Here is a 12,376-nt window from a genome sequence, read left to right on the forward strand (position 1 = left end):
GCCTCAGCCGGCCGGGTGGGTGTGGCCGCGTCCGAGCGACGGTTGCCCCGGGTCAACCACTGGCTAACAGCGGGCGTCAGTCCGCGTGGCGGAGCAGGTACCGGCCGAAGTGGGGGACGGTGAAGGCGATCTGGCCCCGCTCGGCGGAGTAGACCAGTCCCTTCTTGATCAGCGAGTCGCGGGCGGGTGACAGGGACGCCGGCTTGCGGCTCAAGGAGGTCGCGACCTCCGCGGTGGCCACGGCGTTGCCGGCCGGGCCGCCGAGCTCGGCCATCGCCCGCATGTACTCCCGCTCCGCGGGGGTGGCCCGGTCGTACCGGGAGCCGAAGAACCCGACGGCGAGCTCGGCCTCGGCGGCAGGCGCGGCCATCGTGACGTCCGCCGCGGTGATGGGGGAGGCGGCGGCGAGGTCCCAGGTGACCTTCCCGTACGCCTGCACGAAGTACGGGTAGCCGTCCGCCGCGTCGTACAGCGCGTCGAGCGCCGCCTGCTCGAACGTCACGTCCTCCCGCTCGGCCGGCGCGATGAGCGCCCGGTCGGCGGCGGTCCGGTCCAGCCGGTCGATCCGCAGATAGCGGAACAACCGCTCCGAGTAGCTCTTCGACGCCGAGAGCACCGCGGGCAGGTGGGGGAGTCCCGCGCCGACGACGATGAGCGGCGCGCCCTGCTGGGTCAGCTCGTGGCAGGCGGCGCAGATGGCCGAGACGTCGTCGCTCTGCACGTCCTGCATCTCGTCGATGAACACCGCGATCCCGCGCCCGACGTCCGCCGCCAGCCCGGCCGCGTCGCTGAGCAGCTCGACCAGGTCGATCTCCATGTCGCCCGAGTCCGCGCGGCCCATCGCCACCGGGACGTCGATCCCCGGCTGCCAGCGCTCCCGGACCTTCGCCCCGGAGTCCGAGCCGCGCAGCGCGAACGCCTTCAACACCCCGAGGACGGCGTCCATCGACTCCTGGTCGGGGTGGCGCAGCTCGCGCAGGGCCATGTGCAGCGCCGCGGACAGCGGCCGGCGGAGCGACTGGTCCGGCCGGGCCTCGATCTTCCCCGTGCCCCAGCCCCGGCTGATCGCCGCCGAGCGCAGCTGGTTGAGCAGCACCGTCTTGCCGACCCCACGCAGGCCGGTGAGCACCAGGGACCGCTCCGGGCGCCCCGCGGCGATCCGCTCGAGGACGACGTCGAACGCCGACAGCTCCGCGTCCCGTCCGGCGAGCTCAGGTGGGCGCTGCCCCGCCCCAGGGGCGTACGGGTTCCGGACGGGATCCATGGCGAGGAGGCTATTCGGTCGTCTAGCATTGGCGATAGACATGCGTAGACCACGGCATCGACCGAGTCGACCGTTGTCTACGACTTTCTAGCGGCAAGACTAGACGTCGCAAGACAGCAGCAGACGTCGCTCCGATCCGTCTCCGCCCTTTTCTGGCGGCGACGACAACGGTAGCAGATTCATCGAACGTGTGTTCGAATAGACGTGCACCGAGAGCCGGCCGACGAGGGTCGTCTGCGGCTCTCTTGCCGCTGCCCTAGAAAGCGCTAGACAGCTGCAGAGGGAGGGGGCTGGTGTGGAGCCGCGCACGCGGGTGTCCCACCGGGCAGCCGCATCCGGTTCGCCGCGACGATCCGGTAGCCGACCCCGGCCAGCCAGCTGACCGGCGGGACGGCGAACAGCCACCCCAGCAGCAGCCACACCCCACCCGCCGCGCGCATGGCCCGGGCGACGGCGGTCGCGCCGCCGGACACCCCGCCGTCCGCGCCGATCCACAACGCCTCCCGCTGCGCCCGCTCCGCGGTCGTGCCGAGGGCGGCCAGGTCGGCGAACTGCCAGGCGGTGACCGCCACCCCGGCCGGGAGGATCCGCCGGGCGACCTCCGCCGACCGGGTGCAGAACCCGCAGTCACCGTCGAAGACGAGGGTGGGCTGGGGCACGACGTCCTCCAGGGAGGCTGGTCAGACCGGGGTGGTCCGCCGGCGGGACCACCAGCGTGCCCCGAGGAGGGCACCCGCGGCCAGCGCGAGCGGAACGAGGCTGAGCAGCAGCGAGGGGCCGCCGTCCACCCCGGCCGCGCCCACCGTCGCACCCACGGCGACGTGCAGCACGGTGCCGGGCACGAGCCCGATCGACGACCCGACCAGGTAGTCGCGTAACCGCGTGCCCGAGAGCCCGCCCGCGTAGCTCACCAGGGTGAACGGGGCGACCGGGAGCAGTCGGCCGGTGAGCACGGCCAGCGTGCCGCGGCGGGCGAGAAGGGCGTCGGCCCGGGCCAGCCGCGGTCCGGCCAGGCGAGCCACCGTCTCCCGGCCCAGCCAGCGGGCCAGCGCGAACCCGGCCAGCGCGCCGAGCACGCCGCTGCCCAGGGCCAGGGCGAGACCGCCCCAGAAGCCGGCGAGCACCCCGGCCAGCACCGACAGGGCGGTGCGCGGCACCGGGGCGAGCGTGGCCAGCGCCAGGACGACGACGAGGGCACCCCAGCCCGGGGCGCCGGCGTCGCCGAGCCAGTCGCGCACCGAGCCGGCCTCGGGGACGTCGGCGACCACCGCGACCAGCGCACCGGCGGCGACCAGGGCGACCAGGAGCAGGCCACGCAGCAGGGCCCGGCGGGGGAGGCGGCGGGTGGAGGAGGGGCCGGCCTCCGCCGGTGCCCGGGTGTCGGTCACGGGGTCCCAGTCTGACGGACGGCGGATGCGGACCCGGGCAGCGCAACGCAGCGGAGAGCGCTGAGCCGTCTGCCGCCGTCTAGCGACGACGCGAGACAGCCCTAGACGGGGGGAGAGGCCGGCGGAGAGTCGTGGGCGCTAGCGTCGGCGGCGTGAACACGCTCCTGAAGGTCGCGTTCCGGGTCGTGATCCTGGCGGCGATCATCTACGCCGTCACCCGGCTGGTCGACGGCATCCACGTCCTCCCCAACCCGGCCGGCACGCTCGGCGAGACCGGTACCTACCTGTGGGTGGCGCTGCTGTTCGCGCTGGTCAACTCGGTCGTGGGGCCGGTGCTCCGGTTGTTCTCGCTCCCGTTCGTGATGATCACGCTGGGCCTGTTCCTGCTCGTGGTGAACGCGGCGCTGCTGGGCATCACCGCCGCGCTGTCGGCCCGGCTCGACGTTGACGGCATCTGGGCGGCGGTCGTCGGCGGCTTCCTGATCGCGCTGTTCAGCTGGATCGCGGAGCTCCTCCTGCCGCTGCGGGTGCGCGCGAGCTGAGCGGCGCGCCCGGGCTCCCCGTCCGGGCGCCGAAGTGCGTGCAGCCGACCGGCCCGGCTACTAGCGTCGGGGAGCATGGCCCGCCCCGGTTCCGTGTCCGATCGGTCCGCCTCGCCGGACGTCCGCACCGACCCGGGGGACGCCGCGGCCGGGCCGCACACCGCCGTCCCCGCGCTGGACCGTCCGGTCGACCTCGCCTCCCTGGAGGCCGCGCAGGACGAGAAGCGCCGCCTGCTCGACCGGGCCGCCGAGGCCGCCCACGCGCTGGTGAGCGGGCAGCGCGACCTGCCCGTCGACACCCCGACCCTGCTGCACCGCTTCTACGCGGGTGAGCCCGCCGCCGAGGTCATCGGCCACGAGCCGGCCGACCTCGCGCGGCTCGCCGTCGACCACCTGCGGCTGGCCACCCGGCGCACCCGCGGCACGGCCCTCATCGACGTGGACCGCCCGCCCACGGACCGGGCGGTGCTGCGCGTGGTGGTCGACGACATGCCCCACCTCGTCGACTCCGTCACCGCCGAGGTGGTCCGGCAGGGCGTCACGCTGGACCACGTCGTCCACCCGGTCGTGGTGGTCCGCCGGAACGACGACGGCGGCCTGCTGGCCTTCTGCGACAGCGCCGACGTCGCCACGTGCGGGATCGACGCGCTCGCCGAGTCCTGGATGGCCGTCGTGCTCGGCGGCCCGGTGGACGACGAGGCCGCCGCGGACCTGCGGGAGGGTCTGGAGCGGGTGCTCACCGACGTCCGGCGCAGCCACGAGGACGCCGTCGCGCTCGAGGACCGCGCCACCGAGGTCGCGAGCCTGCTCGACCGGCTGCCCGCCGCGGGCGACATCGACCACCCCGCCGAGGACCCGGCCGAGGCCGCCGCGTTCCTGCGCTGGCTCGCCGACGGCAACTTCCTCTTCCTGGGCGCGCGCACCGTCGAGATCGCCGAGGGCCAGCCCGAGCCCACCCTGGTGGCCGGGTCGGAGCTCGGCGTGCTGCGCAGCTCCGGCGGACGGAGCACCTCCGTGGCGCCGCCCGGGCTGGCCACCGGCGGGCACCGCCGGGTCCGGGTCACCAAGGGCGACGCCCGGTCCTCGGTGCACCGGCCGGGCTGGCTGGACCTCGTCGTCGTCGACCTGCCCGCCGATCCGGCCACCGGTCCCCACCGGCAGCACCTGCTCGTCGGCCTGTTCCCCAACGAGGCGTACACCAGCAGCGTCCGCGACGTGCCGGTGGTGCGCCGGATCGTCGCCTCGGTCCTCGAGCGGTCGGAGGTGCCCGCGGACAGCCACACGGGCAAGGAGCTGCTCGACGTCCTGGAGACCTACCCGCGCGACGAGCTCCTGCAGGTCGACGTCGACGAGCTGCTGCCGGTCGCCCTCGCGGTGCTGCACCTGCGGGAACGCCGGCAGACCCGGCTCTTCCTGCGCCGCGACCCCTTCGGCCGGTTCTTCTCCGCGCTGGTCTACCTGCCCCGCGACCGCTACACGACCGAGGTCCGCCAGGCGATGCAGCAGCTGCTGCTCGAGCGGCTGGGCGGCACCCACGTGGAGTTCACGGTGCGGTCCAGCGAGTCCCTGCTCACCCGGCTGCACTTCGTCGTCCGGGTGCCGGTGAGCCGGCGGGACGGCCCCTCCCTGCCCGACGTCGACGTCCCCGCGCTGGAGGCGGCGCTGGCCGCCGCGACGCGCAGCTGGACCGACGACCTGTCCGACGCGCTGGCCACCCAGTACGGCGACGAGGCGCCGCGGCTGCTCTCCCGGGTCGCCGACGCCTTCCCCGCCGCCTACCAGGAGGACTTCCCCGCCACGGCGGCCGTCGAGGACCTGGCCCGGCTGGAGCGGCTCGCGCCCGGCGAGGTGGACCTGCGGCTGCGCGCCCCGCGCGACCCGGCCGACGGCGAGCGGCGGCTGTCGGTCTACCGGGTGGGGGAGCGGCTGCTGCTCTCCGACGTCCTGCCGGTGCTGCAGCACATGGGCGTCGACGTCCTGGACGAGCGGCCCTACGAGATCGACCGGATCGGCGCGCCACCGGCCTGGGTGTACGACTTCGGCCTGGCGTCGCCGACCGCCGAGGTGCCCTTCGTCGGCTCGCTGCCGGAGCGGTTCACCGAGGCGGTCACGGCGGTGTGGGCCGGTCGGGCCGAGGACGACGCGCTCAACGCCCTCGTGCTGCTGGCCGGGCTCACCTGGCGGCAGGTCGGCGTGCTCCGGGCGTACGTGCAGTGGCTGCGCCAGGGCGGGCTGCCCTTCGGCCAGAGCTACGTGGAGGAGACGCTCGCCGCCCAGCCGGGCATCGTGGCCCGGCTGGTCGCGCTGTTCGAGACCCGCTTCCACCCCGACCGGGCGGCCGGCCGGGAGAAGCGGTCGGCCGACCTGGTGGCCTCGCTCGCGGAGGCCATCGGGAAGGTCGAGTCGCTGGACGCCGACCGCGTGCTCTCCGCGCTGCTGGCGGCCGTCCAGGCCACCGTGCGGACGACGGCCTACACCCCGGGCGTCCTCGGCGGCACCGCGCCGCTGGCCCTGAAGCTCGACCCGCACGGCGTCCCGGACCTGCCCGAGCCCCGCCCCGCCCGCGAGGTCTGGGTGAGCTCCCCGCGGGTGCGCGGCGTGCACCTGCGCTTCGGCGCGGTGGCCCGCGGCGGACTGCGCTGGAGCGACCGCCCCGAGGACCTGCGCACCGAGGTGCTCGGGCTGGTCAAGGCGCAGACGGTGAAGAACACGGTCATCGTGCCCACCGGGGCCAAGGGCGGGTTCGTCGTCCTGCGGCCGCCGGCTACGGCAGACCCCGCCCTCCCCGCCACCCGCGACCAGGTGGTCGCCGAGGGCAAGGCCTGCTACACGCTGTTCATCGGCGCCCTGCTGTCGCTGACCGACAACCTGGTCGACGGCCGGGTCGTGCCGCCGGAGGGCGTGGTGCGGTACGACGGCGACGACACCTACCTGGTCGTCGCCGCGGACAAGGGGACGGCGACCTTCTCCGACCTGGCCAACTCCGTGGCCCTGGAGCGCGGCTTCTGGCTCGGCGACGCCTTCGCCTCCGGCGGCTCGGTCGGCTACGACCACAAGGCGATGGGCATCACCGCCCGCGGCGCGTGGGAGTCGGTGACCCGGCACTTCCGCGAGCTCGGCGTCGACGTGCAGAGCCAGGAGGTCACCGTCGTCGGCATCGGAGACATGTCCGGCGACGTGTTCGGCAACGGGATGCTGCTCTCGGAGCACCTGCGGCTGGTCGCGGCCTTCGACCACCGGCACGTCTTCGTCGATCCGACGCCGGACGCGGCCACCTCCTTCGCCGAGCGGCGGCGGCTGTTCGCGCTGCCGCGCTCCTCGTGGGCCGACTACGACGCGTCACTGATCAGCGAGGGCGGCGGGGTCTGGCCGCGGACGGTGAAGTCCATCCCGATCTCCGCCCCGATGCGCACGGCGCTCGGGCTGGCCGACGACGTCACGGCGCTCAGCCCGGTGGAGCTCATCCGCGCGGTCCTCCTCGCCCCGGTCGACCTGCTGTTCAACGGCGGCATCGGCACCTACGTGAAGGGCTCGACGGAGAGCCACCTCGACGTCGGGGACAAGGCCAACGACGCCGTCCGCGTCGACGGCGGGGACCTGCGCGTGCGGGTGGTCGGCGAGGGCGGCAACCTCGGCCTCACCCAGCGCGGACGGGTCGAGTACGCGCTGGCCGGCGGGCGGGTGAACACGGACGCGATCGACAACTCGGCGGGCGTCGACACCTCCGACCACGAGGTCAACATCAAGATCGCGCTGAACCGGGTGGTGGACGAGGGGCGGCTGGACGCCGGCGACAGGGCCCGGCTGCTGGGCGAGATGAGCGACGAGGTCGCCGCCGCCGTCCTCACCGACAACTACGCGCAGAACGCCGTCCTGGCCGGGGAGGTCGCCTCCGCCCGCAGCCTGGTCGACGCGCACCGCCGCTACCTGCGCGCCCTGGAGCTGGCCGGGCGGCTGGACCGCGCGGTCGAGCACCTGCCCACCGACCGGGTCATCGCCGAGCGACGCCGGGACAACCAGGGGCTGACCCAGCCCGAGCTCTGTGTCCTGCTGGCCTACGCCAAGATCGAGGTCGCCGACGCGGTGCTCGACTCGCGGCTGCCGGACGACCCGGCACTGGAGGAGCTGCTCAGCGACTACTTCCCGACCCCGCTGCGCCGCCGGTTCCCCGCCGCGCTGGCCGCCCACCCGCTGCGCCGGGAGATCGTGGCCACCGCGCTGACCAACCGGGCGGTCAACACCGCCGGGATCACCGGGCTGTTCCGGCTGGGGGAGGAGACCGGCGCGCCGGTGGCGGCGGTGGTGCGGGCGCACGCCGTCGCCCGTGCCGTGTACGACGCCGACCGGCTCTGGGACGTCGCGCGCGAGCTGGACAACGTGGTGCCCGCCGCGGTCCAGGTGCAGATCCGCACCGAGGTCACCCGGCTCGCCGAGCGGGCCACCCGCTGGCTGCTGCGCGTCCCCGAGCTCACCGCCGACGACGCACCCTCCCTGCAGGCCGTGGCGGACCGGTTCACCCCGTCGGTGGCCGCCGTGCGGTCCGGACTGCCGGGCTGGCTGCTCGGCGCCGACGCCGAGGCCCATGCCGCGCGCACCGCGGAGCTGCGCAGCGCCGCGGTGCCGGAGGCGCTCGCCGCCGAGGTCGCCATGGCCCCGCTGCTACCGGCTGCGCTGGACCTGGCTGTGGTGGCCGAGACGACCGGCGCGCCGATCACGCTGGCCGGGCAGGTCGCGCAGTGCCTGGCCGAGCGGCTGGGGCTGGCGCCGCTGCGGGAACGGGTGATCGCGCTGCCCCGGGACCGCCGGTGGAACTCCATGGCGCGGGCCTCGCTGCGCGACGACCTGGAGACCGAGCAGGCGACGCTGACCGCCGAGGTGCTGGGGCTGCGGCGCGACGACGGCGACCCGGCACCGGCGCTCGTGGAGCGCTGGGAGCAGCAGTGGGACGGCGGCCAGCGGCGGTCCGCGCTCCAGTTGGCCGAAGTGACCAGCGGGGACAAGCACGAGCTGCCGGAGCTGCTGGTCGCCGTCCGCACGCTGCGGGGACTTCGCCGCCGCACCTGAACGGACGCATGGCGCCCGGGCCGGTGGGGCACAACGGGACGGTGAAGACCGTCGTCGTCGCCGTCCTCGGCGGCCTGCTCACCCTGTCCGGCGTCGCCCTGCTGGTGCTGCCAGGCCCGGGGTTCGTCCTCGTCGCCGCGGGGCTGGCCGTGCTGGCCACCCGTTTCTCCTGGGCCAAGAAGCCGCTCGACTACGCCAAGGAGAAGGCGCAGGAGGGCGTGGAGGAGGTCGGCAAGAGCCCCTGGCGGGCCGCTGGGGCGGTCCTCGCCGCGCTGGTCCTGGTCGCCCTCGGGGTGCTGGCGCTGTTGGGGGTGGACCTGCCGTTGATGAACACCCTCACGGCGATCATCCTCATCATCTCGGGCCTGTTCCTGGTCGGCACCGTCCTCTTCGCGCGTCGTCAGGAGAAGCTCGAGCAGGCCCGGGCCCACCGGCCCGCCGGGGTGCGCGGGACCGGTGGTGCCTACCGGGCCGCCGCCCCAAGCCGCGACTGAGCGACCGGCCGCCTCAGCCGAGGTCGGGACGGCGGCGGCCGAAGCCCGTCGCCTGCTCGAAGGCGTGCCCGATCTCCAGCAGCCACCGGTCGGTCCGCGGCGCGGTGACCAGCTGCAGGCCCACGGGCAGCCCGTCGGCGGTCACCCCGCCGGGCACCGAGAGCGCCGGGCAGCCGGTCGCGGAGATCAGCGTGCAGGAGCGCATCCAGCCGACGTAGTCGTCCATCTGCACGCCGGCGACCTCGGTTGGGTACTCGACCTCGACCGGGAAGGGCAGCACCTGGGTCGTGGGGGTGAGCAGCACGTCGTACCGGTCGAAGAAGGCCACCATCCGCTCGTACAGCTTCGTGTGCGCCACCTCCGCGCGGCCCACGTCGGCGCCGGTGAGCTCCGCGCCGCGGGCGGCGTTCCAGCGGATCGTCTCCTTGACCTTGTCCGGGTGCCGCCGGACCAGGTCGCCGTAGCTCGCCTCGAACAGCCAGGCGCGGAGCACGCCGAACACCTCGTCGGCGTCGCGCAGGTCCGGGCAGGCCTCCTCCACGGTGGCGCCGAGATCGGTGAAGACGCCCAGCGACGCCTCCAGGGTGGCGGTGATCGCGGGGTCGACCGGGATGCGGCCGCCCAGGTCCGGCGCCCAGGCCACCCGCAGGCCGGGGAGCTCGGTCGGGAGCGGCGCGGCGAAGCCGGCCGGGTCGTCGGTCAGCGAGATCGGCACCCGCGGGTCGGGCCCGGCCAGCACCGACAGCTGCAGCGCCACGTCGGCCACCGTCCGGCCCATCGGCCCCTGCACCGACAGCTGCGACCAGCCGATCGCGGTCGGGTGCGTGGGCACCCGGCCGGGCGTCGGCCGCAGCCCGACGACGTTGCAGAACGCCGCGGGGTTCCGCAGCGAGCCGCCCATGTCGCTGCCCTCGGCGAGTGGCACCAGGCCCGCGGCGAGGGCGGCGGCCGCACCGCCGGAGGAGCCGCCCGCCGAGAAGCCGTGCCGGTACGGGTTGTGGGTCACGCCGAAGACCGGGTTGAAGGTGTGCGAGCCGGCGGCGAACTCCGGCACGTTGGTCTTGCCGACCCGGATCGCGCCGGCCGCCCTCAGCCGCGCGACGACCAGCTCGTCCCGGGCGGGGATCGTCTCCGCGTGCAGCGGGGAGCCCCACGTCGTCCGCATGCCGCCGGTGGCGTGCGTGTCCTTGTGCGCGACCGGCAGGCCGTGCAGCGGGCCGACCGGCTCCCCGGCGGCGAGGGCGGCGTCCGCCGCGTCGGCCGCCGCGCGGGCGCCCTCGGCGTCCAGCGTGACGATCGCGTTCAGCTCCGGGTTGATCCGCTCGATCCGGTCCAGGTGGGCGTCGAGGAGCTCGCGGGCGGAGACCTCGCGGTCGCGGACCAGGACGGCCAGCTCGGTCGCCGGGCGGGTGCAGAGGTCCTCGAGGTCGCTCACCCCGGCGACCGTACTGCGTTCCTCAGCGGGTCACCGCGTCAGCCGGGACGAGGAGCGTCAGCTGCGTCCCGCCGGCATGTTCCACGTGCAACCCGTTCCGGCGCAGCAGCGGCCGGAGCCGGACGACGGAGTCCGGCTCGGCGGTCGTCGTCGCCAGCAACCGCGCCAGCCGCCCCTTGTGGGCCTTGTTGAAGTGGCTCACCACCGCCCGGGTGCCGTCCGGCCGCTCGCTCAGCACCTGCACGGTCACCGCGCCGGGCACCGGGGCCAGCTCCGCGTACGCCCCCGAGCGCAGGTCGACCACCAGCTCCCCGGTCGCGTCCAGCACGTCGGTGAGGACCGGCTTCCACAGCGAGCGCAGGGTGGGGAGCCCGGGCAGGGCCGAGCCGGCCGACAGCCGGTAGGCCGGCACCGGGTCCTCCGCCCGGACGACGCCGAACAGTGCCGACCCCACGGCCAGCCGGGTCGCGGCGCGCCGGCGCTGCGCCCGGGTGAGCGACCGGACGTCCAGCGCGTCGTAGAGCACCCCGGTGTACCGCTCGATCGCCGGCATCGTCGGGCTGGTCCGCAGCGCGGCGTTGCGGGCGAGCTCGCCGTCCTGTGCGGGGGACAGCCCCAGCGCGGCACGGGCGGCGGGGACGTCGGCGGCCAGCCTGACCAGCGCGTCCACCAGCTGCTCGCGGAGCGGGGTCAGCTCCGGCGCCGTCAGCGCGGTGAGGTCGAGCGCGCTCCCGTGGCCGCCGGGGTGCTTGGTCTCCGAGGGGGGCAGCAGTACGAGCACGGACGACGACGGTACGTGGACGGCCCGGGCGGTCGCCGTGCCACGCCCGCTGGTGCCGGCGGGGACGCCGAGCGGCTCGCACCGCCACGCCGGGGGACGGCCGCGGGTGCCGCGGGACCGCGTCAACTACCGTTCGGCGACCCCTGCGTGCGCGCGGGTTCCCCGGGTCAGGTGAGGAGGTGGCGGCGTGCTCGTGCTCGACACGGCTGCCGTCTCCACGCGCGGACCCCGACCGGACAACCAGGACTCCGCCGTCGCCGGCCCCCTGCTGGTCGCCATCGCCGATGGTGTCGGGGGCAACGTCGGCGGCGCGGTGGCCTCCTCGCTGGTGGCCAGCTGGCTGGCTCCGCTGGCCTCCGGCGCGGAGGTCGACGGCGGTGAGGACCCGGTCCGCGTGGTGGCCAGCGCGAACGAGCGGATCCGCGCCGCCTACACCGAGCGGCCGCGGCTGCGGACGATGGCGACGACGCTGACCGCGGTGCACTCCGACGCCGAGGGCCTGGTGCTGCTGCACATCGGCGACTCCCGCGGCTACTTGCTGCACGACGGCGCGCTGCGCCAGGTCAGCACCGACCACACCCTGGTGCAGGCGATGATCGACGCCGGGTCGCTCACCCCGGCCGAGGCCAGGGTGCACCCCCAGCGCTCGGCGGTCTACGCGGCCCTGCACGGGGCGGACGACGACGTCGCGGCGCTGGACGTGATCCGGCTCGACGCGCAGCCCGGGGACCGGGTGATGGTCTGCTCCGATGGCCTGTCCGACGTCGTCCACGCCGACGTGATCGCACACCTGCTGCAGGCCGGCACCCCCGCCCAGGCGGCCGCGGCGCTGCGCGACGCGGCCCTCGCCGGCCCACCCACCGACAACATCACCGTCGTGGTGGGGGATGTGCGCGGGGCCGGGGGCGAGGACGCGCCGAGGCGGCTGCTCACCGTGGGCGCGGCGAGCGAGCTGCGGGAGGAGACGGCGGAGGCGCTGGAGGCCGCCTGGCCCGGCCCGGTGCCGGTCGGCCTGGCCCAGCACCGCCCGCACTGACGGTCAGTCGGCCAGCTCGACGACGACAGGCGCGTGGTCGCTGGCGCCCTTGCCCTTGCGGCTCCTCGCGGTCGATCAGCGCGCCGCTGACCCGGCGGGCGGGCGCGGTGAAGGCGAGCACGAAGTCGAACTGCATGCCCTCGCCGCCTCGCCTGCGGGTCCAAGCGCCGCACATGCTGATGATGACGGTGACGATCTAGTGCTCCGTCGCGGTGTTCTTTGAGGTCATGCCGGAGCGGGTGGACCATGTCTCATGGCCGCGCATGTGCGGACGGTGAACGTTCCGGAGGCCGATCGGCGGGAGCTGGAGCGGCGGGTCCGGGACAGGGGCGCGCCGGCCCGGGAGGTGGAGCGGGCCCGGATCGTGCTGCT

The 12,376-nt window shown here is 75.2% G+C and carries 9 protein-coding genes; 4 read left to right on the forward strand and 5 right to left on the reverse strand.

The window, feature by feature from the left end; translation table 11 throughout:
* Positions 1 to 76 precede the first annotated feature (76 nt).
* The 3 genes from HK417_RS22160 to HK417_RS26245 form a co-directional block, all read right to left on the reverse strand.
* Positions 77 to 1,264, reverse strand: coding sequence for an ATP-binding protein (locus tag HK417_RS22160; protein ID WP_222272080.1), 1,188 nt, complete (start codon positions 1,262 to 1,264; stop codon positions 77 to 79).
* Positions 1,265 to 1,530: 266 nt separating this feature from the next.
* Positions 1,531 to 1,923, reverse strand: a complete 393-nt coding sequence (locus tag HK417_RS22165; RefSeq protein ID WP_222272082.1) for a thiol-disulfide oxidoreductase DCC family protein — start codon at positions 1,921 to 1,923, stop codon at positions 1,531 to 1,533.
* A gap of 21 nt (positions 1,924 to 1,944) precedes the next feature.
* Complete coding sequence (locus HK417_RS26245) at positions 1,945 to 2,652, reverse strand: TVP38/TMEM64 family protein (protein ID WP_222272091.1); 708 nt, start codon at positions 2,650 to 2,652, stop codon at positions 1,945 to 1,947.
* Positions 2,653 to 2,804: 152 nt separating this feature from the next.
* On the opposite strand from HK417_RS26245, the gene HK417_RS22175 reads away from it, so the two are divergent.
* The 3 genes from HK417_RS22175 (at position 2,805) to HK417_RS22185 (ending at position 8,752) form a co-directional block, all read left to right on the forward strand.
* A complete protein-coding gene (locus HK417_RS22175) occupies positions 2,805 to 3,194 on the forward strand; it encodes a phage holin family protein (RefSeq protein WP_308123769.1) in 390 nt (129 codons plus the stop codon).
* Positions 3,195 to 3,269: 75 nt separating this feature from the next.
* The gene (locus HK417_RS22180; protein WP_222272095.1) at positions 3,270 to 8,258 is read left to right on the forward strand and encodes an NAD-glutamate dehydrogenase; all 4,989 of its coding nucleotides are present in this window, start codon (positions 3,270 to 3,272) and stop codon (positions 8,256 to 8,258) included.
* Between the two features lie 8 nt (positions 8,259 to 8,266).
* Positions 8,267 to 8,752 (forward strand): PGPGW domain-containing protein, encoded by a 486-nt coding sequence (locus HK417_RS22185; RefSeq protein WP_261327573.1) that lies wholly within the window; start codon positions 8,267 to 8,269, stop codon positions 8,750 to 8,752.
* Positions 8,753 to 8,765: 13 nt separating this feature from the next.
* Here the strand turns inward: HK417_RS22185 and HK417_RS22190 are convergent, their stop codons facing one another.
* Entirely contained in the window at positions 8,766 to 10,187 is a 1,422-nt protein-coding gene (locus tag HK417_RS22190; RefSeq protein WP_222272097.1) for an amidase, read from the reverse strand.
* A 22-nt stretch (positions 10,188 to 10,209) separates the two neighbouring features.
* Entirely contained in the window at positions 10,210 to 11,094 is an 885-nt protein-coding gene (gene yaaA / locus HK417_RS22195) for a peroxide stress protein YaaA (protein ID WP_261327574.1), read from the reverse strand.
* 61 nt (positions 11,095 to 11,155) lie between these two features.
* Here yaaA and HK417_RS22200 point away from each other — a divergent pair, with 61 nt between their 5' ends.
* Positions 11,156 to 12,004, forward strand: coding sequence for a PP2C family protein-serine/threonine phosphatase (locus HK417_RS22200; RefSeq protein WP_222272107.1), 849 nt, complete (start codon positions 11,156 to 11,158; stop codon positions 12,002 to 12,004).
* Positions 12,005 to 12,376 lie beyond the last annotated feature (372 nt).

Source organism: Modestobacter marinus (assembly GCF_019799945.1).
Taxonomy (GTDB): domain Bacteria; phylum Actinomycetota; class Actinomycetes; order Mycobacteriales; family Geodermatophilaceae; genus Modestobacter; species Modestobacter marinus_B.

Bases quoted from the DNA above. Each gene is read 5' to 3' on its own strand.
- HK417_RS22160 (WP_222272080.1), bottom strand. From the start codon at position 1,264: ATGGATCCCGTCCGGAACCCGTACGCCCCTGGGGCGGGGCAGCGCCCA.
- HK417_RS22180 (WP_222272095.1), top strand. From the start codon at position 3,270: ATGGCCCGCCCCGGTTCCGTGTCCGATCGGTCCGCCTCGCCGGACGTC.
- HK417_RS22185 (WP_261327573.1), top strand. From the start codon at position 8,267: ATGGCGCCCGGGCCGGTGGGGCACAACGGGACGGTGAAGACCGTCGTC.